General features: G+C 73.6%; 17 protein-coding genes and 2 tRNA genes. 17 read left to right on the forward strand and 2 right to left on the reverse strand.

Annotation, left to right across the window (positions count from 1 at the left end):
* Positions 1–158: 158 nt before the first annotated feature.
* The 9 genes from ACIRRS_RS24830 to ACIRRS_RS24870 all read left to right on the forward strand — a co-directional run bounded on the left by ACIRRS_RS24830 (position 159) and on the right by ACIRRS_RS24870 (position 11337).
* Positions 159–3680: a ribonuclease E/G gene (locus ACIRRS_RS24830; protein WP_402974675.1), complete on the forward strand. Its 3522-nt coding sequence runs from the start codon at positions 159–161 to the stop codon at positions 3678–3680.
* A 231-nt stretch (positions 3681–3911) separates the two neighbouring features.
* Positions 3912–4229, forward strand: coding sequence for a 50S ribosomal protein L21 (rplU, locus tag ACIRRS_RS24835; protein WP_402974678.1), 318 nt, complete (start codon positions 3912–3914; stop codon positions 4227–4229).
* Positions 4230–4243: 14 nt separating this feature from the next.
* Entirely contained in the window at positions 4244–4501 is a 258-nt protein-coding gene (gene rpmA, locus ACIRRS_RS24840) for a 50S ribosomal protein L27 (protein ID WP_014135732.1), read from the forward strand.
* 123 nt (positions 4502–4624) lie between these two features.
* Positions 4625–6100 carry a GTPase ObgE gene (gene obgE / locus ACIRRS_RS24845; RefSeq protein ID WP_402974680.1) on the forward strand — a complete coding sequence of 492 codons (1476 nt, stop codon included), beginning with the start codon at positions 4625–4627 and terminating at the stop codon, positions 6098–6100.
* 236 nt (positions 6101–6336) lie between these two features.
* A complete protein-coding gene (proB, locus tag ACIRRS_RS24850) occupies positions 6337–7473 on the forward strand; it encodes a glutamate 5-kinase (protein WP_402974682.1) in 1137 nt (378 codons plus the stop codon).
* 175 nt (positions 7474–7648) lie between these two features.
* Entirely contained in the window at positions 7649–8173 is a 525-nt protein-coding gene (locus tag ACIRRS_RS24855) for a hypothetical protein (protein ID WP_402974685.1), read from the forward strand.
* A 61-nt stretch (positions 8174–8234) separates the two neighbouring features.
* On the forward strand, positions 8235–9518 hold the full coding sequence (locus ACIRRS_RS24860) for a glutamate-5-semialdehyde dehydrogenase (RefSeq protein WP_402974687.1): 1284 nt from the start codon (positions 8235–8237) through the stop codon (positions 9516–9518).
* Between the two features lie 101 nt (positions 9519–9619).
* On the forward strand, positions 9620–10192 hold the full coding sequence (locus ACIRRS_RS24865; protein ID WP_402975072.1) for a hypothetical protein: 573 nt from the start codon (positions 9620–9622) through the stop codon (positions 10190–10192).
* 77 nt (positions 10193–10269) lie between these two features.
* Positions 10270–11337 carry a hypothetical protein gene (locus ACIRRS_RS24870; protein WP_402974690.1) on the forward strand — a complete coding sequence of 356 codons (1068 nt, stop codon included), beginning with the start codon at positions 10270–10272 and terminating at the stop codon, positions 11335–11337.
* Between the two features lie 69 nt (positions 11338–11406).
* Here ACIRRS_RS24870 and ACIRRS_RS24875 read toward each other — a convergent pair whose 3' ends face one another.
* A complete protein-coding gene (locus ACIRRS_RS24875; RefSeq protein WP_402974693.1) occupies positions 11407–12465 on the reverse strand; it encodes a M48 family metallopeptidase in 1059 nt (352 codons plus the stop codon).
* A gap of 240 nt (positions 12466–12705) precedes the next feature.
* On the opposite strand from ACIRRS_RS24875, the gene ACIRRS_RS24880 reads away from it, so the two are divergent.
* From ACIRRS_RS24880 to ACIRRS_RS24915, 8 genes are all read left to right on the forward strand, one after another.
* On the forward strand, positions 12706–12852 hold the full coding sequence (locus ACIRRS_RS24880) for a hypothetical protein (protein ID WP_402974696.1): 147 nt from the start codon (positions 12706–12708) through the stop codon (positions 12850–12852).
* 147 nt (positions 12853–12999) lie between these two features.
* Entirely contained in the window at positions 13000–13155 is a 156-nt protein-coding gene (locus ACIRRS_RS24885) for a hypothetical protein (RefSeq protein ID WP_402974699.1), read from the forward strand.
* Positions 13156–13279: 124 nt separating this feature from the next.
* Positions 13280–13912, forward strand: coding sequence for a nicotinate-nucleotide adenylyltransferase (gene nadD, locus ACIRRS_RS24890; protein WP_402974702.1), 633 nt, complete (start codon positions 13280–13282; stop codon positions 13910–13912).
* Between the two features lie 15 nt (positions 13913–13927).
* Positions 13928–15772, forward strand: a complete 1845-nt coding sequence (locus tag ACIRRS_RS24895; RefSeq protein WP_402974704.1) for an LCP family protein — start codon at positions 13928–13930, stop codon at positions 15770–15772.
* A 117-nt stretch (positions 15773–15889) separates the two neighbouring features.
* The gene (gene rsfS / locus ACIRRS_RS24900; RefSeq protein ID WP_402974707.1) at positions 15890–16348 is read left to right on the forward strand and encodes a ribosome silencing factor; all 459 of its coding nucleotides are present in this window, start codon (positions 15890–15892) and stop codon (positions 16346–16348) included.
* Positions 16345–16992: a histidine phosphatase family protein gene (locus ACIRRS_RS24905; RefSeq protein ID WP_402975075.1), complete on the forward strand. Its 648-nt coding sequence runs from the start codon at positions 16345–16347 to the stop codon at positions 16990–16992. The genes rsfS and ACIRRS_RS24905 overlap by 4 nt, the downstream gene beginning before the upstream one ends.
* Before the next feature lie 246 nt (positions 16993–17238).
* A tRNA-Ala gene (locus ACIRRS_RS24910) sits at positions 17239–17311 on the forward strand.
* A 50-nt stretch (positions 17312–17361) separates the two neighbouring features.
* A tRNA-Ala gene (locus ACIRRS_RS24915) sits at positions 17362–17434 on the forward strand.
* A gap of 50 nt (positions 17435–17484) precedes the next feature.
* Here the strand turns inward: ACIRRS_RS24915 and ACIRRS_RS24920 are convergent.
* Complete coding sequence (locus ACIRRS_RS24920) at positions 17485–18381, reverse strand: helix-turn-helix transcriptional regulator (RefSeq protein WP_402974710.1); 897 nt, start codon at positions 18379–18381, stop codon at positions 17485–17487.
* Positions 18382–18402 lie beyond the last annotated feature (21 nt).

Below are 18402 nucleotides of genomic sequence, written 5' to 3' on the forward strand. Positions count from 1 at the left end.
GGCGCCGAGCGAGACTACGAGCCCCTGTGCGGCGTCGCGTCCGCGCGGCGGCACCGTGAAAGGGTCCGGCCCGAGCATCCCCGCGATGCCGGCCCGCCCACCGGTGTCGTGCCGTGCCCGGATGCGGAGCCCGGGGGCCTGACGGGAGATCCACCCGCATGCTCGATAACACCGATCCGCAGCAGACTGCGGCCACGGAACAGAACGAAACCGCCGCGACCGGTGGCGAGGGCGCGTCCGCCGCGCCGCCGCGCCGTCGCCGCAGGGCGGTGTCCCGCCCGGCGGGCGCGCCGCAGGGCGCTGCCACGGAGACGGCCGAGACCGTGATCCCGGCCGAGGAGGCCGCCGAGAAGGCCGCTCCCGTGGAGGAGCCGGTCGCGGAGAAGCCCGTACGGGCGCGCCGGACCCGCAAGCGGGCCGAGGCCCCGGCCGGGACGCCCGAGGCGGCCGCGATCGTGGTCACCGTGCCCGCCGAGGAGAAGGCGGCGGCGAAGGCCGTGAAGGCCGTGAAGGCCGCTCCCGTGGAGGAGCCCGCCGCCGAGAAGCCCGTCCGGGCCCGCCGGGCCCGCAAGCGGGCCGAGGCGCAGCCGGTCGAGGAGCCCGTGGCCGTCGAGGCGCCCGCGCCCGTCGCAGCCGAGCCCGTGGCCGAGGAGGCCCCGGCTCGCCGTCCGCGCCGTCGCCGGGTGGTCGAGGCCGCTCCGGTCGTCGTGCCGGTGGAGGAGCCCGTGGCCGAGGAGGCCGAGGTCGAGGAGCCGGTGGCGGAGGAGCCCGTCGTCGAGGAGGAGCCGCAGGCGGCCCCCGTCGTCGAGGCCGAGCCGCACCACCGCACCCGCCGCCGCGCCGTCCGCCCGGCCACCGCCGTGTTCCAGGCGCCGGTCTTCCAGGAGCCCGCGCCCTACGTCGCGCCCGCCCAGGCCCCCGCCGCCGCCCCGCAGAGCGCCGCGCCCGCCGCCGTCGAGGCCCCGGCCGCGCCGGCCGTCAAGGCTGTGAAGGCCGCGAAGGCCGTCCAGGCCGCGCCCGCCGCCGAGCAGCGCGAAGAGGACGAGTACGAGTACAGCGGCGTCGGCCGCCGCCGCCGGGTCCGTACCCGGGTGGAGCCGAACCGCCGCCGGCCGGCCGCCGAGGCGAAGCGCGTGGTCGCGGCCCCCGTCGAGGCCCCGGCTCCGGCCCCGGCTCCGGTTCCGGTTCCGGTCGTCGTCGAGCAGCCCGCCGTGGAGGCCCCCGCCGCCGGTCCGGAGACCGAGGACGAGTGGGAGGACGGCCGCCCGTCGCGCCGTCGCCGCCGGGGCGGCCGTCGCCGCCGTCGTGGCGAGGCCGAGGAGTTCGAGGCCGAGGCCGTCGAGAACGAGCAGCCCGCCGCCGCCGAGGAACCGGCCGTCGAGGAGGAGGACGAGGACGACGACCTGGCCGCCGGCCTGTCCTCCTCGCGCCGCCGTCGCCGCCGTCGCCGCCGCAGCGGCGAGTCCGGCGCCGTGGAGACCGCCGAGACCACCGAGGACGGCGTCCGCACGGTGGTGAAGGTGCGCGAGCCGCGCCGCCGCTCCACCGAGCCGTCCTTCGACCCGGACGAGGTGCAGTCCATCAAGGGCTCGACCCGTCTGGAGGCGAAGAAGCAGCGCCGCCGCGAGGGCCGCGAGCTGGGCCGCCGCCGGGTGCCGATCATCACCGAGGCCGAGTTCCTGGCCCGCCGGGAGTCGGTCGAGCGCGTGATGGTCGTGCGCCAGAACGGCAATCGCACCCAGATCGGCGTGCTCGAGGACGGCGTGCTCGTCGAGCACTACGTGAACAAGGAGCAGGCCACCTCGTACGTCGGCAACGTCTACCTGGGCAAGGTCCAGAACGTGCTGCCGTCGATGGAGGCCGCCTTCGTCGACATCGGCAAGGGCCGCAACGCGGTGCTGTACGCCGGTGAGGTCAACTTCGGCGCGCTGGGCCACGGCGGCCCGCGCCGGATCGAGTCGGTGCTCAAGTCCGGCCAGTCCGTGCTCGTGCAGGTCTCCAAGGACCCGATCGGCCACAAGGGCGCCCGCCTGACCAGCCAGATCTCGCTGCCCGGCCGCTACCTGGTGTACGTGCCCGAGGGCTCGATGACCGGCATCTCCCGCAAGCTGCCGGAGAACGAGCGCGCCCGTCTCAAGCAGATCCTCAAGAAGATCGTCCCGGACGACGCGGGCGTGATCGTGCGCACCGCCGCCGAGGGCGCCTCCGAGGAGGAGCTGACCCGCGACGTCCAGCGCCTCCAGCAGCAGTGGGAGGACATCCAGAAGAAGGTGTCGAGCGGCAACGCCCCGGCGCTGCTGTACGGCGAGCCGGACATGACCGTCCGCGTCGTGCGTGACATCTTCAACGAGGACTTCACCAAGGTCATCGTCTCCGGTGACGAGGCGTGGAAGACGATCCACGAGTACGTCTCCAACGTGGCCCCGGACCTCGCCGAGCGGCTCCAGCGCTGGACCTCCGAGGTGGACGTGTTCGCCACCTACCGGATCGACGAGCAGCTGATGAAGGCGCTGGACCGCAAGGTCTGGCTGCCCAGCGGCGGTTCGCTGGTGATCGACCGCACCGAGGCGATGGTCGTCATCGACGTCAACACGGGCAAGTTCGTCGGCCAGGGCGGCAACCTGGAGGAGACGGTCACCCGGAACAACATCGAGGCGGCCGAGGAGATCGTGCGCCAGCTGCGGCTGCGCGACCTCGGCGGCATCATCGTGATCGACTTCATCGACATGGTGCTGGAGTCCAACCGGGACCTGGTGCTGCGCCGTCTGCTGGAGTGCCTGGGCCGGGACCGGACCAAGCACCAGGTGGCGGAGGTCACCTCGCTGGGCCTCGTCCAGATGACCCGCAAGCGGGTCGGCCAGGGCCTGCTGGAGTCCTTCTCCGAGCCGTGCGTGCACTGCAACGGCCGCGGCGTGATCGTGCACATGGAGCAGCCGGGCACCCACGTCCACGCTCCGGCGGCCGTCGCCGTCGAGGCGGGCTCGGGCGGCGGCAAGCGCCGTCGCCGGGGCAAGGGCGGGGTGGGCCAGGACGAGCCGCAGGCCGTCGAGTCGGTCGAGCTGCTGGAGGCCGAGGCCCCGCAGGCGGTCCTGGAGGCCGTCGAGGAGGCCGCCGAGCCGGTGCGCGAGGAGATCGAGGGCCAGCTGGCCCTGGAGGTCCCGGGCGCCGAGGCCGAGCCGGTCGTGGAGGCCGTGGAGGCCGTCGTCGTCGAGGCTCCGGTGGTCGAGGCCCCGGCCGCTCCGGCGGGGCGTCCGCGCCGCCGCGCGGTGCGCAAGGCGACGGCTCCGGCGGGCTCGCCCGAGGGCGCCGAGATCGTGGTGCTGCAGGCGAAGGCCGACGCGGCGCTGGAGGCGGCCCTGAAGGCCGCGGAGACGGCCGTCGAGGCCGAGGCCGAGGTCGTCGTGGAGAGCGCCGAGGAGGCCGCCCCGGTCGCCGAGACGGCCGTCGAGGCCCCTGCCGAGACGCCCGCCGACGAGACCGCCGCCACGGAGGAGCCCGCCGCCGAGGAGGCGCCGGCCCCGAAGAAGCGTGCGGCCCGCAAGACCGCCGCGAAGAAGACGGCCGCCAAGAAGACCACCACGGCGGCCAAGAAGACCACCGCCCGCAAGACCGCGACCAAGCGGACGAGCGCGGCGGCCAAGAAGGCCGCGGCCGCCGAAGGTGATACGGCGGCCGAGTAGTGCCCACAGCCCGGGGCGGGAGTGCTCTCCCGCCCCGGGCCGTACGAGCCGGTTTGCCCCCGTGCGGACCGATCCGTATTCTTGACCATCGGCGTGTTCTACGCCGTGCTCCCGAGCAGATCACCTTCCCGGAGAGCCGCGCTCGCGCGGTGGGACGGGGAGAGGCCCCTGTGTCCGTACCCAGGTGGCTGGCGTCGGGGGCTCCGACCGAGTAGGGAAAGTAGGTACCGCATGTACGCGATCGTTCGCGCAGGCGGCCGCCAGCACAAGGTCGCCGTGGGCGACGTGCTGGAGATCGACCGTGTCGAGGCCAAGCCGGGTGACTCGGTCGAGTTCTCGACCATCCTGGTGGTCGACGGTGACGCCGTCACCTCCGACCCGTGGGTCCTGGCCGGTGTGAAGGCTCACGCCGAGGTCGTCGACCAGACCAAGGGTGAGAAGATCGTCATCCTGCGCTACAAGAACAAGACCGGCTACCGCCGTCGCCAGGGTCACCGTCAGCAGCACACCGCGGTGCGCATCACGAGCATCGACTCGGTCAGCAAGTAAGGGGATAGCGAAAAATGGCACACAAGAAGGGCGCAAGCTCTACTCGTAACGGCCGTGACTCGAACGCCCAGCGCCTCGGCGTGAAGCGCTTCGGCGGCCAGGTCGTCTCCGCCGGCGAGATCATCGTCCGCCAGCGCGGCACCCACTTCCACCCGGGTGCCAACGTCGGCCGTGGCGGCGACGACACGCTGTTCGCGCTGACCGCGGGTGCCGTGCAGTTCGGCAACCGTCGCGGCCGCAAGGTCGTCAACATCGTGGCCGTCGAGGCCTGAGTCCTCGCGGACTCCCGAGTCGTGTGACGACTCACAGTGAAGGGTGGGCCGGAATGTTCCGGTCCACCCTTCGCGCTTTACGCAGAAGCAAGCAGATCCATTTCCGCACTGGAGGCACACCCCATGACCACCTTCGTGGACCGCGTCGAACTTCACGTCGCCGCGGGTAACGGGGGCCACGGCTGCGCCTCCGTGCACCGGGAGAAGTTCAAGCCGCTCGGAGGCCCCGACGGCGGCAACGGCGGTGAGGGCGGCAGCGTCATCCTCACCGTGGACTCGCAGATCACCACCCTGCTGGAGTACCACCACTCGCCCAAGCGCAAGGCCACCAACGGCAAGCCCGGCGCCGGCGCCCACCGCACCGGCGCGGACGGCGAGAACCTCGTCCTGCTCGTCCCGGACGGCACCGTGGTGCTGGACCGCAACGGCGAGGTGCTGGCCGACCTCGTCGGCCACGGCACCAGCTTCGTCGCCGCCCAGGGCGGCCGCGGGGGCCTGGGGAACCACGCGCTCTCCTCCGCCCGCCGCAAGGCCCCCGGCTTCGCGCTGCTCGGCGAGCCCGGCGACGCCCGCGACATCGTGATGGAGCTCAAGTCCGTCGCCGACGTCGCGCTGGTCGGTTACCCGAGCGCCGGCAAGTCCTCGCTGATCTCGGTGCTCTCCGCCGCCAAGCCGAAGATCGCGGACTACCCGTTCACCACCCTGATCCCCAACCTCGGCGTGGTCACCGCCGGCGACACCGTCTACACCGTCGCCGACGTGCCCGGCCTGATCCCCGGCGCCAGCCAGGGCCGGGGCCTGGGCCTGGAGTTCCTGCGGCACGTCGAGCGCTGCTCGGTGCTGGTGCACGTCCTGGACTGCGCCACCCTGGAGCCCGGCCGCGACCCGCTGACCGACCTGGAGACCATCGAGGCCGAACTCGCCGAGTACGGCGGCCTCGACGACCGCCCGCGCCTCGTCGCCCTCAACAAGGTGGACGTGCCGGACGGCCAGGACATCGCCGACCTCACCCGCGAGTCGCTGGAGGAGCGCGGCTACCGGGTGTTCGAGGTGTCCGCCGCCTCCCGCAAGGGGCTGCGCGAGCTGAGCTTCGCCCTGGCGCAGATCGTCGCCGAGGCCCGGGCCGCCAAGCCCGTCGAGGAGTCGACCCGGATCGTGCTGCGGCCCCAGGCCGTCGACGAGGAGGGCTTCACCATCGCGGAGGAGGACGGCGCCTACCGCATCCGCGGCGTCAAGCCGGAGCGCTGGGTCCGCCAGACGGACTTCAGCAACGACGAGGCCGTGGGCTACCTGGCCGACCGGCTGGCCCGCCTCGGCGTCGAGGAGAAGCTCTGGAAGGTCGGGGCGAAGGAGGGCGACACCGTCATCATCGGCCCCGAGGACAACGCCGTCATCTTCGACTGGGAGCCGACCATGGCCGCCGGCGCGGAGATGCTCGGCCGCCGCGGCGAGGACCACCGCATGGAGACCCAGCGCCCGGCCGTCGACCGCCGCCGCGAGAAGCAGAAGGGCCGGGACGCGGCCGAGGCCGAGTACCTGGCCTTCGAGGCGCTCTCCAGCGGCCGCCAGGCCGCCATCGAGGGCGATGACGAGGACTGACGAGGACTGACGAGGACTGACCTGTGATGGACGGCCCCCGGGAGCAGCGGCTCCCGGGGGCCGTCCGCGTTCCCCGGGCCGTCCGCCCGTGCGGTCAACGGCCGTGCGGGGAAGGCGGTTTGGCCGCAGGGCCGTCCAGCGGCCGGAACGCCCCGCCGGTGACCTGGGCCGATCGCGTAGATTGCGGGGACGGCGGCCCGGGCCGCACCCCGCACTTCGGAAGGGCGAGCAGCGAGATGAGCGAGGACGCACTGCGCGAGGAGGTGCTGACCGCGCGGCGGATCGTCGTCAAGGTCGGCTCCTCCTCCCTCACCACGGCCGCCGGCGGCCTGGACGCGGACCGGGTCGACGCCCTGGTCGACGCGCTCGCCAAGGTCCGCACCCGCCCGGACGCCCCGGAGGTCGTCCTGGTCTCCTCCGGCGCCATCGCCGCCGGGCTCGCCCCGCTCGGCCTCGACAGGCGCCCCAAGGACCTGGCCCGCCAGCAGGCCGCCGCCAGCGTCGGCCAGGGCCTCCTCGTCGCCCGTTACACCGCCTCCTTCGCCCGCTACGGGCTGCGCGTGGGCCAGGTGCTGCTGACCGCCGAGGACGCCAGCCGGCGCGCCCACTACCGCAACGCCTACCGCACGCTCGACCAACTGCTGGCGATGGGCGCCATGCCGATCGTCAACGAGAACGACACCGTCGCCACCGCCGAAATCAAGTTCGGGGACAACGACCGGCTCGCCGCCCTCGTCGCCCACCTCGTCCGGGCCGACCTGCTGGTGCTGCTCTCCGACGTGGACGGCCTCTACGACGGCGACCCGTCCCGCCCCGGCACCAGCCGCATCGGCGTGGTGAGCGGCCCCCAGGACCTGGACGGCATCGAGATCGGCAGCGCCGGGAAGGCCGGCGTGGGCACCGGCGGCATGGTCACCAAGGTCGAGGCGGCCCGGATCGCCACCGGCGCGGGCATCCCCGTCGTGCTCACCGCCGCCCGCCACGCCGCCGACGCGCTGGCCGGGCGGCCCACCGGCACCCTGTTCCTGCGCACCGGCAGCCGCGGCTCCGACCGGATGCTCTGGCTGGCCCACGCGAGCAGCCCGCGCGGCGCCCTGCACCTGGACGCGGGCGCCGTCGCGGCGGTGGTCTCCGGCGGCGCCTCGCTGCTCCCGGCCGGTGTCGTCAAGGTGGACGGGGACTTCACCGCGGGTGATCCCGTGGACCTTCTTGCCGAAAACGGCCACATCGTGGCCCGCGGACTGGTCAACTTTGATGCGAGGGAGTTGCCCCGCCTGCTCGGCCGGTCCACCCACGACCTGGCCCAGGAGTTCGGCGCCGCGTACGAGCGCGAGGTCGTCCACCGCGACGACCTGGTCGTTCTGCGCGGCTGACCGGCCGGTCGACCGGCACCGGCCCATCGGCGGAGGGCGGGTCGCCGGGCCGCCTCGCGCGAGAGCGGCCCGGTCACGGGCGAGGAGGGGCGCAGCCGTACGGGTCGGCCGGGTCGCGGTCGGCGGGTGCGGGGACGACACGAGATCGCCGAGATCGCCGAACAGGAGGCCGCCGGTGGAACGCAGGCGCGAGGCAGCGCTGACCGGAGGGCGGGCAGGCCGGCGGCTGACCAGCATCGACGGCGGGCGCGGGAACGAGCCCGCCGAGCCGGCCGGACAGCCGACGCACGGCCCGGCCGCCCTGCACGGGATGCGGCCGCAGCGGGCGGACGCGACACAGCCGCCGACCGTGCCCGAGCAGGCGCGGCTGTGGCACGTGGTGCTGAGCGTGGCCGGGCAGGTCACCCCGCTGCCCTCGCTGCGCACCTCGCTGGAGCGGCTGGCCCACGACCACTCGTTCTTCCTGACGGCCCGCTACGCGGCCGACCACGCGGAGATCCGCTACTGGGAGCAGGCCAGGGACCTCCACGACGCGGCGGCGATCGCGCTGCGGCTGTGGGGCGAGCACAAGGTGACCGCGGGGCTGCCGCCGTGGGAGATCGTCGGGCTGGAGGTCGTCGACCGGGCGACGTACCACAAGCGGGTGGCGGAGGGCTTCGGCGATCCGCCGCCGCACCTGGGCGGCGTGCACCCGTACTGAGCCGTCTCGTCGGTTGGAAGGGTCGGTCGACGGGCCCGGGGCGGTCGCTACCCTTGGCGGCATGACCAGCGAATCCGCCATCGCCGACAGCCCCGTCCTCGCCGCCGCGCGCCGCGCCAGGGAGGCCGCGGCCGACCTCGCCCCGGTGCCGCGCCGGGACAAGGACGCCGCGCTGCTGGCGATCGCGGACGCCCTGGTGGCCCGGGCCGACGAGGTCGTCGCCGCCAACGCCGAGGACGTGGAGCGGGCCCGCGCGGCCGGCACCGCCGAGTCCGTGATCGACCGCCTGACCCTCACCGGGGAGCGGATCGCGGCGATCGCCTCCGACGTGCGCGACGTGGCCGGTCTGCCCGACCCCGTCGGCGAGGTGGTGCGCGGCTACACCCTGCCCAACGGCCTGGACGTGCGCCAGGTGCGGGTGCCGCTCGGCGTGGTCGGCATCATCTACGAGGCCCGGCCGAACGTCACCGTGGACGCCGCCGCGCTCTGCCTCAAGTCCGGCAACGCGGTGCTGCTGCGCGGCTCCGCCTCCGCCTACCGCTCCAACACCGCGCTGGTGGCGGTGCTGCGGGACGCGGTGGCCGCCGCCGGGCTGCCCGCCGACGTGGTCCAGCTGGTGCCGGGGGAGAGCCGGGAGTCCGTCCAGGAGCTGATGCGGGCCCGGGGCCTGGTCGACGTGCTGATCCCGCGCGGCGGCGCCTCGCTGATCCGCACCGTCGTCGAGGGCTCGACCGTGCCGGTGATCGAGACCGGCACCGGCAACTGCCACGTCTACGTGGACGCCGACACGGACCTGGCGATGGCCGTCTCCGTCCTGCTGAACTCCAAGGCGCAGCGCGTCAGCGTCTGCAACGCGGCCGAGACGCTGCTGGTGCACCAGGACGTCGCGGACGCCTTCCTGCCGCTGGCGCTCGCGGCGCTGGCGGAGGCGGGGGTGACGGTGCACGGGGACGGGGCGGTCCTCAAGGCCGCCGAGGGCTCGGCCGCCGCAGTGGTGCCGGCCACGGACGAGGACTGGGGCGCCGAGTACCTCTCGTACGACATCGCGGCCGCCGTGGTGCCCTCGCTGGACGCGGCCGTGGCGCACATCCGCCGCTGGTCCTCCGGCCACACGGAGGCGATCGTGACCACCTCGCAGACCGCCGCCCGGCGATTCACCCGGTTGGTCGACTCCGCGGCGGTGGCCGTCAACGCGTCCACGCGGTTCACCGACGGCGGTGAGTTCGGTTTCGGCGCGGAGATCGGCATCTCCACGCAGAAGCTGCACGCCCGGGGCCCGATGGGTCTGCCCGAGCTGACCAGCACGAAGTACGTCGTCACGGGCGACGGGCACGTGCGGGGTTGAGGGCCGTCGTACGGGGTCCGTCACCCTGGTGACGGACCAACTGCGATGAGCCACAGACAAATCGCCCGGCCGGTAATACGCTGAATCCCGTGGCTGAGGATGTGGGGGGCTTGCCGTACCCCGACGGCGCCGACCACGGTGGTGCGGACGACGAGTTCGCCACCGTGGTCTTCGATGAGGCCTTCGTCCGGTCCGCCGCCGTGCACGAGCCGACGGCCAAGGAGCGGCAGCTCGCCGCCGCCGAGGCCAGGTTCGAGCCGGACGCCGCGGGCTCGGGTTGGGGCTATGACTCCCCGCCGGGGGACGGGCTGCCGCTGGAGCTGCGGCCGCACCCGAGCGGGCTCGACGACGACCACTTCTACCCCGACCCGTGGTCCGGCCCCGGCCGGGCGGGCGGCGGGCGGGCCCGGCGCCGGGGCAGGCGCGGGTACGACCCGGAGCGTGCCCGGGGCCGGTACGTCGCCCAGCAGCGGTGGCACCGGCCGGTGGCCTGGGTGCTGGCCGTGATCATGGGCGTGAGCCTGGTGGCGGTCGCGGTCGCGGCGGTCTACCAGGGCGTGGGCGGCTCTTCCGGGGCGCCCCGGCGCCCGGAGTCGGGCAGCAGCAGTGCCGGGGTGGGCCCGACGCCCGTGCCGGCCGAGCCCACGCTGGCGTCCAGCGCGCCCTCGCCGTAGGCGGGTCGTCACGCAGGGCCACCGGCAATCCGTGCCCGGCCCTCGTGGAGGCGCCCGTGGGCGCCTACCCTGGTGGTATGGGTGACCCGCCGCGAGAGCCTCCCGAGGGTGCGCCCGAGGGCGGCTCCGGGAACGAGGACGAGTACCGGTCCGTCGTCTTCGACGAATCGTTCGTGCGGGCTGCCCGGATCCAGGAACTGTCGGCCAGGGAACGGCTGTCGGGCGCGTTCGGCCGGGCGACCAGGCCGCGGGTGCGGCTCGGGCCGCTGGGCAGCGTGCCCCGGCAGGCGCTGGCGCTGCTGCTGCTCATCCTGCTGGCCTTCGGGGCCGCGGTGTACTTCGGGGTCAGCTCGCCCAAGGGCGTCCCGGCGCGGCCCGAGGGGAACCAACTGACCGTCAGCCTGGTGGCGTTGAGCCCGGCTTCGGCCGTCCACCCGGTCGCCGACCGGGCGGATCCGTTCGCCGTGCTGCCGCCCGGGTACGGGGACGGCACGCTCGGGCTGAACACCCCGGCCGCGGCGGCCACCGGGCACTTCAGCCGGGTCGAGGTGGCCAAGGCGCTGGACACCGTGCAGCACTACCTGGCGGCCTCCTCGCTGGCGCCGGTGGTGCTGGTGCAGGGATCGACGGCGCAGGTGCGGGTCTTCGTCACGCCCGGTGAGCAGGCGCAGTTCGACGCGAGCGTGGCGCAGCCGGTGGACGACCGCCACCACGCGCTCACCGGCTGGATGGTGCGCTTCGACCCGGCGCAGGCGGCGCTGGCCACCGACACCGTGAAGGTGGTCGGGGCGATGCGGGTCGACGAGTCGGACGCGGGGACGCTGCAGATCACCACCGACCACACCTTCGTCTACGCGCTGAAGCCCGTCGGCGCTCCGGCCCCGGCGCCCGTGACCCTGGAGACGGTGCGCCGGGAGCTGACCTTCCAGTTCGACCGGGTCGACCTCGCGGCGGGGCAGCTGCGGCTGGTGGACTCGGTGCTCCAGGCGGGGCCGCAGTCCTGCGCCGCCTCCTCGGCCGGGTACCTGCAGCCGGTGCTGGCCGCCGGGCCGCAGGGCACGGCGGTGGCGCCGCCGACGCCGGCGGACCCGGGCGACCACGGGCGTCCGGCCTGGCAGGTGTGCGGGGTGCTGGCGGGGAGCTGAACGGGCCCGGACACGGCGACGGCCGGTGCCCCCTCCCGTACGGAGGGGCACCGGCCGCGGCCGCGGGGCTCAGTCCTTGTGGTCCTCGCGCTCGGAGGAGCCGCCGCGCGGCCCGCCGGTGAAGGTGTCGCGCAGCTTGCCGCCGACGGTGGCGGCGCCGCCGGCCACGTCCCGCAGCAGGCCCATCAGCGGGTCCTTGCTCTCCTTCACCGAGGTCGTGTAGTGGTCGGCGGCGGCCTTCCACTGCTCGGTGACGGAGGTGTCCGGGTCGTCCGTGCGGCGCGGGTAGGCGCCGGCCAGGATCGAGCGGTACTCCTCGCTCTCCGCCCACTTCTTCAGCTGGGCGACCCGCACCACGGCGAACGGGTGCGTCTGGGGCAGCAGTTGGAGCAGCTTGAGGACGCCGTCGCGCAGGTCCCCCGCCTTCTCGTACTCCTCGGCCTGCTCCAGGAAGGCGTCGACGTTCATCTGCGCCAGGTTGTGGCCGCCGGCCAGCTTCATCAGGGCCCGCATGGACGCCTGGAGGTCCTGCCCGGCGAGCAGCCCGGCCCGGTCGCTGGACAGCTCGGCCTTGCGGAACCACTCCTTGAGGGCGGTGACGATCGCCATGATGGCCAGGTTGCCGAGCGGCACCCAGGCGATCCGGGTGGCGATGTTGGTGAGGATCAGCAGCATCGTCCGGTAGACGGCGTGGCCGGACATCGCGTGGCCGACCTCGTGGCCGATGACCGAGCGCAGTTCCTCCTCGTCGAGGAGTTCGACCAGGCCGCTGGTGACGACGATGATCGGGGCGTCGATGCCGATGCAGAAGGCGTTGACGGTCGGGTCCTGGGAGACGTACAGGTCGGGGACCTGCTCCAGGTCGAGCACGTACGCGGCGTCGCGGACCATGTCGTACAGCTCGGGGAACTGCCGCTCGGAGGTCTTCACGGCCGTGGCCAGGAACATCAGGCGGATCGCGCGCTCGGAGACCAGGCCAGCGAGCTTCTTGAGGATCTCGTCGAAGCCCGTCAGCTTGCGCAGGGCGACCAGGGCCGACCGGTCGGCGGGGTGCTCCCAGGCCCGGGTGGAGATGTCGGGGAAGCGCTGGCGTCGGCGGCTCGGGGTCTTCTCGGTCGGGACGGTCATGTGTCTGAGTACCTCCTGGTCGACGGCGGCCCCGGCTCCGTACGGCCGGCCCCCGCTGGTCTTCGCCTCATAACGACTGCTTGTGCAACGCGTGTGGTTGCGTACTCGTCCCCGGGTGTCAGCGTACGCGCGGCGCGGGGGCCGGTGGGCGGCGCGGGTGTGAGGGCGGTTTACCCTGATTGCCCTGGAGAACCGAGACCGGACCCGGCCGCGGTACCGAGCTTTTCGAGGAGCCCGCAGATGTCCACCGACGCGCTTGTCAGCCTGGCCGCGCCCATCTCCGACCAGCCCGGGCCGGGCATCTTCCTGCGGGTCATCGTGATCGCCTCCTTCGTGGGCATCGGCCTGCTGGTGTGGATCATGGCCCGCGCCTTCAAGGGCAACTAGCCGCCCCGCGGGCCCGCGGGCTCACGCCCGGTCAGCGGCGGTGGGCCGCCGAGCGGTTGCCTTGTCATCCCCCGTACGATGACGGGTGGGCCCTCACCGGCCCGCACACCCCCAGGTCCGTTCCCGAGCCGAGAAGGTCCCGCGACCATGAGCACTGCCGCCGCACTCCCCGTCCTGAACCTGCTCGCCGAGGGTGAGGGGGGCAACCACGACAGCCTGAACCCGGCCCTGACGGGTGGCGCCGCGCTGTTCATCCTGATGCTCCTGCTCTTCATCGTCACCCGCTTCAACCGGGACCGCTGAACCGGACCGGGGGACCGCCCGGGGAGCGTCCGGCATCGGCCGGCCGCTCCCTCACGCGTTCCGTACGGCCTCCCCACACGGGTGTTTCCCGGGCGGTGACGCGCGTCGCGTAAGGTGAGGCGCCATGGGAGAGCAGGCCGGGATTCCCGGCGGACCGGAACCGGTGAAGAAGCGCCTCGGCGTGATGGGCGGCACCTTCGACCCCATCCACCACGGCCACCTGGTCGCCGCCAGCGAGGTCGCCAGCGCGTTCCACCTGGACGAGGTGGTCTTCGTCCCGACCGGACAGCCGTGGCAGAAGACCGACCGGCACGTCACCCCGGCCGAGGACCGCTACCTGATGACGGTCATCGCCACCGCCGAGAACCCGCAGTTCTCGGTCAGCCGGATCGACATCGACCGCGAGGGCCCGACGTACACCGTCGACACCCTGCGCGACCTGCACGCGATGCACCCGGACGCCGACCTCTTCTTCATCACCGGCGCCGACGCGCTCGCCCAGATCCTCACCTGGCACGACTCCGACGAACTCTTCTCGCTGGCCCACTTCATCGGATGCACCAGGCCGGGGCACACTCTCACGGACGCCGGGCTTCCGGTGGGCGGGGTCTCCCTGGTGGAGGTCCCGGCGCTGGCCATCTCCTCCACGGACTGCCGCAACCGGGTCGCCAAGGGCGAGCCGGTCTGGTACCTCGTCCCGGACGGCGTGGTCCGCTACATCGACAAGCGGGCGCTGTACGCGCCGCACGGGACCTGAGCCAGGAGCGGTTGCATGAGTGAGCGCGGCGGACAGCGGCCGGAGGACTGGTCGACCGGGCAGTACCGGCAGCCCTACCAGGGGCAGCAGGGGTACGAGCAGGCGCAGGACCCGCAGAACGCGCAGCAGCAGCCCGCGTACCAGCAGCCGTACGAGCAGCAGGAGCAGTACGACCAGTACGGGCAGCCGGTGTACGGGCAGGGCGCGTACACCGGGTACGAGCAGCAGCAGTTCCCGCAGCAGCAGGCGTACCAGCAGCAGTACGACCAGTACGGCCAGCCCGTGTACGGGCAGCAGCAGTACGACCAGTACGGGCAGCCCGTGCAGGCGTACCAGCAGGGCGGCTACGGCTACCAGGAGCAGGGCGGCGCCGGGTACGGCTACGACGGGTACCAGCAGGCGTACCAGGCGGAGCCGGTGGCCGCGCCCGTGGAGGAGCCGCAGGCCGTCGAGCCGGAGGCGGTGGCGCCGGTGACGCCGGCCGCGCCCGCCGCGGCGGTGCCCCGGGCGCGCGCGCCCAGGCCCGTTCCGGCGGAGGAGGCGCCCGCCAAGGCCGCGCCGTCCGCTCCGTCCGAGCAGGTCGCCGGGGCGCGCGCCGGCAAGGGCTCCAAGGCGCCCAAGGACGCCTACGCCACGGGCGAGTTCACCTTCGTCGACGAGGAGGCGGAGGAGACCGAGGACGTCATCGACTGGCTGAAGTTCACCGAGTCCCGGGGCGAGGTGCGCGCCGAGCGGCGCCGCAAGCTGCGCAACCGGCTGATCGGCCTGGCCGTGGTCGTGGCGCTCGCCGCCGGCGGCACGGGCGGCTACCTCTGGCTCTCCTCCGACAAGCCGACGGCCGCCGCCGCGGCCGGGGGGCGCTCGGTCAACGTCGTGCACCTGCGCGACCTCCAGGGCAAGGTCTCCAGCGCGCTGCTGGTCAACGACGCGGGCGGCAAGAAGGGCACCGTCCTGCTGCTGCCCGACACCCTGCGCCTGCCGAGCCCCGGCGACCCGCCGGTGACCACCGTCGGCCAGGCCATGGACAGCATCGGCGCCTCGGGGGCCAGGGACGGCCTGGCCACCGTGCTCGGCGCCCCCGTCGCCGGGACGTGGCGGCTGGACACCCCGTACCTGGAGCTGCTGGTCTCCCAGCTCGGCGGCGTGCGCGTGGACACCAACGCCGAGACCAAGGACGCGGCGGGCAAGCAGCTCTCCCCGGCGGGCAAGAACACCCTGCTCGGGGGCAAGGCCGCCGTCGCGTACGCCACCCTCCAGGCGCCCGGCGAGAGCCGCGACGCCCAACTGGCCCGGTTCGGGCAGGTGATGGAGGCGGTGGTGCGCACCATGCCGACCGTGTTCACCGACGCCAAGGACGACGTGCACCGGATGAACGCGGTGCTCGACCCCTCGCTGCCCGAGGACGCCCTGGCCGGGGTGCTCGCCCAGCTCGCCCAGCAGGCCAAGGACGGGCACTTCTCCACCGCCCTGCTGACCGTCAAGCCGGACGGCGGGCTGGACGAGGCCACGGCGGGCAAGCAGGTCAAGGACGTGCTCGGCGGCACCGTGAAGTCGGCGGCCACCGGGGACGCCCCGGCCCGGGTGTCGATCCAGGACGCCAGCGGCAACGACCAGGCGGCCGCCGCCGCACAGGTGCAGGTCACCAACGCGGGCCTGACCTTCGTGCCGGGCGGGGCCAAGGGCACGCCGCAGGCCGCCAGTGAGATCCGCTACACCGACGACGCCCGCCAGGCGGCGGCGAAGTCGCTGGCGACCAGCCTCGGCCTGCCGGAGACGGCGGTGAAGAAGAGCGGCGACGCCCAGAACGCCGACCTGGTGGTCGTCCTCGGCAAGGACTACCAGCCGCCGAAGGGCCAGTAGACGGAGAGCGCCCCCGGAAAATGCGTTCCGGGGGCGCCCGGACGGCGTGAGATCCTGGAAGGCGACCCCCGGCCGTGCGCCGGGGGCCGCCCCAAGCCGCCGAGCCGGAAGAACACCGTGACCGTCACCGACCACAGCCAGCAGCTCATCAACGTCGCCGCGCAGGCGGCGGCCGACAAGCTCGCGCACAACATCATCGCGTTCGACGTCAGCGAGGTGCTGTCGATCACCGACGCCTTCCTGATCGCCTCCGCGAACAACGACCGCCAGGTCCGCGCCATCGCCGAGGAGATCGAGGACCAGCTGCGCGAGCAGCTGGACATCAAGCCGGTGCGTCGCGAGGGCGAGCGCGAGGGCCGCTGGATCCTCCTCGACTACCTGGACATCGTCGTGCACGTCCAGCACTCCGAGGAGCGCTCCTTCTACTCGCTCGACCGGCTCTGGAAGGACTGCCCCGAGCTGCCGATCCCGGCCGACGCCGTCGAGTCGCGCAACCGCCCCGACGCCTTCACCGACGAGGCCGGCAACGCCGTCGCCCCGGCCGACGACTTCGGCAAGCCCGAGGACCTGCACTGAGCAGGACCGCGCGGGGCCCGCGCATCGTCTTCTGGCGGCACGGTCAGACCTCCTGGAACCTGGAGAACCGCTTCCAGGGCTCGACCGACATCGACCTGACCGAGCAGGGCGTCGAGCAGGCGCGGCGGGCGGCGCGGCTGCTCTCGGGGCTGCGCCCCGACCTGCTCGTCTCCTCCGACCTCGTCCGCGCCCGGCGCACCGCCGAGGAGCTGGCCCTGGTCACCGGGCTGGACGTGCAGCACCACGAGGGGCTGCGGGAGACGTACGCGGGCTCGTGGCAGGGCCTGACCAACGCCGAGATCCGCGAGCGCTTCCCGGCCCAGTACGCGGCCTGGGCGGCCGGCGAGCCGGTGCGGCGCGGCGGCGGGGAGCTGGCCGAGGAGGTCGCCGACCGGTCCGTGCCGGTGGTGCTGGAGGCCGTCGAGAAGCTGCCCGAGAACGGCACGCTGGTCGTGGTCAGCCACGGCGGGACGATCCGCACCATGCTCGGGCGGATGCTCGGGCTGGAGACGGCCCTGTGGGAGTGCTTCGGCGGGCTGTCGAACTGCTGCTGGTCGGTGCTCGGACAGGGCGCGCGCGGCTGGCGGCTGCTGGAGCACAACGCCGGCACGCTTCCGCAGCCGGTCATCGGCGACGACACCTGAGGGCCCCGGCGGCCCCGGCGGCCCTTTGGGCACGGCCGGGGTCGGGGGCTTCTCGGAGGCTTCGCGGGGGCCTCTCGGAGGGTCTCCCGGAGGTCTCCCGGAGGTCTCTCGGGTCTCTCTCAGGTCTTCTCGCGGGGGGTCCGAGCAGAGCGGATTTCGCAGTTCCGGGCCTGACCGGCTAGAGTTTTCCTCGTTCGCACGGAGGGAACGCGGCCCGGAAGGGAAGCGGGAGATCCGGTGACGTGCGGGGCTATAGCTCAGTTGGTAGAGCGCTTGCATGGCATGCAAGAGGTCTGGGGTTCAATTCCCCATAGCTCCACTCCGCATCGGCGGCGTGGAAGGCAGTTCGGTCCAGGTCGTCAGTGTTGCGGGGCTATAGCTCAGTTGGTAGAGCGCTTGCATGGCATGCAAGAGGTCTGGGGTTCAATTCCCCATAGCTCCACAGTCGTTGGAGAGGCCGTCACCCCAAGGGGTGGCGGCCTCTCGGCGTTCCTAGGGCTCGCAGGTGTGCATCCACCCACCCGGCGCCAGGGAGTCGAGCCGCTCGACCAGCGCGCGGTCCTGCGGCTCCTGGGGGACGTAGACGACGATGTAGCACTCGGGGACGCCCGGCATCGTCAGGTACGTCGCGTTCAGCCGCATCACCCCGAGCGCCGGATGGCGGAAGATCCGCAGCAGGGTGTGCGGCGGGGCGACCTCCTGGCGGGCCCACAGCTCCCGGAACACCTCGCTGCGGGCCGACAGCCGCCGCACGTGCTCCTCCCAGACCGGCTCGCCCACGTGCTTGCCGTACGCCGAGCGCAGCACCGCCACCATCCGCGGCAGCGTCTCCTCCGGGTTCTCGCACGGGTTGCAGCACAGCGGGGCGGTCAGCATGCACCAGAGGCTGTTGAAGTAGACCCCGCCGGCCGGGCGCATCCGCTCGGTGCCGAACAGCGAGCGGTACGGCCGGTTGAAGCTCAGCACGTCGAAGCGGGTGTTGGAGACGGCCGCCGGCAGCGGGGCGAGCGAGTCGAGGATCACCTGGATCGAGGGGCTCAGCTCCGGCGCGTCCGGCTGGGCGAGCGGCGAGGGCTCCAGGCCCGCGAGGCGGAACAGGTGCTGGCCCTCGGTGCCGTCCAACCGCAGCGCCCGGGCCACGGCCAGCAGCACCTGCTCGCTCGCGTTGATCGGGCGGCCCTGCTCCAGCCACGTGTACCAGGTCACCCCGACCCCGGCGAGCTGCGCGACCTCCTCACGCCGCAGGCCCGGGGTGCGGCGGCGCAGCCCCGGCGGCAGGCCGACGTCCTCGGGGGAGACCCGCGCCCGGCAGGCCTTCAGGAAGCGGGCCAGCTCGGTGCGGCGGTGCCCGCGCCCGGCCGCCGCGGGGAGTTCCTCCAGCACGGTCATGCACCCCATCGTGCCGCAGGG

Source organism: Kitasatospora sp. NPDC101183 (genome assembly GCF_044767945.1).
Taxonomy (GTDB): domain Bacteria; phylum Actinomycetota; class Actinomycetes; order Streptomycetales; family Streptomycetaceae; genus Kitasatospora.

What these genes read in the sequence shown, in the direction of transcription:
- ACIRRS_RS24920 (WP_402974710.1), bottom strand. Translation starts at nt 18,381, where the DNA reads ATGACCGTGCTGGAGGAACTCCCCGCGGCGGCCGGGCGCGGGCACCGC.
- ACIRRS_RS24830 (WP_402974675.1), top strand. Translation starts at nt 159, where the DNA reads ATGCTCGATAACACCGATCCGCAGCAGACTGCGGCCACGGAACAGAAC.
- proB (WP_402974682.1), top strand. Translation starts at nt 6,337, where the DNA reads ATGAGCGAGGACGCACTGCGCGAGGAGGTGCTGACCGCGCGGCGGATC.
- rplU (WP_402974678.1), top strand. Translation starts at nt 3,912, where the DNA reads ATGTACGCGATCGTTCGCGCAGGCGGCCGCCAGCACAAGGTCGCCGTG.
- obgE (WP_402974680.1), top strand. Translation starts at nt 4,625, where the DNA reads ATGACCACCTTCGTGGACCGCGTCGAACTTCACGTCGCCGCGGGTAAC.
- ACIRRS_RS24880 (WP_402974696.1), top strand. Translation starts at nt 12,706, where the DNA reads ATGTCCACCGACGCGCTTGTCAGCCTGGCCGCGCCCATCTCCGACCAG.
- ACIRRS_RS24860 (WP_402974687.1), top strand. Translation starts at nt 8,235, where the DNA reads ATGACCAGCGAATCCGCCATCGCCGACAGCCCCGTCCTCGCCGCCGCG.
- ACIRRS_RS24895 (WP_402974704.1), top strand. Translation starts at nt 13,928, where the DNA reads ATGAGTGAGCGCGGCGGACAGCGGCCGGAGGACTGGTCGACCGGGCAG.
- ACIRRS_RS24875 (WP_402974693.1), bottom strand. Translation starts at nt 12,465, where the DNA reads ATGACCGTCCCGACCGAGAAGACCCCGAGCCGCCGACGCCAGCGCTTC.
- rpmA (WP_014135732.1), top strand. Translation starts at nt 4,244, where the DNA reads ATGGCACACAAGAAGGGCGCAAGCTCTACTCGTAACGGCCGTGACTCG.
- nadD (WP_402974702.1), top strand. Translation starts at nt 13,280, where the DNA reads ATGGGAGAGCAGGCCGGGATTCCCGGCGGACCGGAACCGGTGAAGAAG.
- ACIRRS_RS24885 (WP_402974699.1), top strand. Translation starts at nt 13,000, where the DNA reads ATGAGCACTGCCGCCGCACTCCCCGTCCTGAACCTGCTCGCCGAGGGT.
- ACIRRS_RS24870 (WP_402974690.1), top strand. Translation starts at nt 10,270, where the DNA reads ATGGGTGACCCGCCGCGAGAGCCTCCCGAGGGTGCGCCCGAGGGCGGC.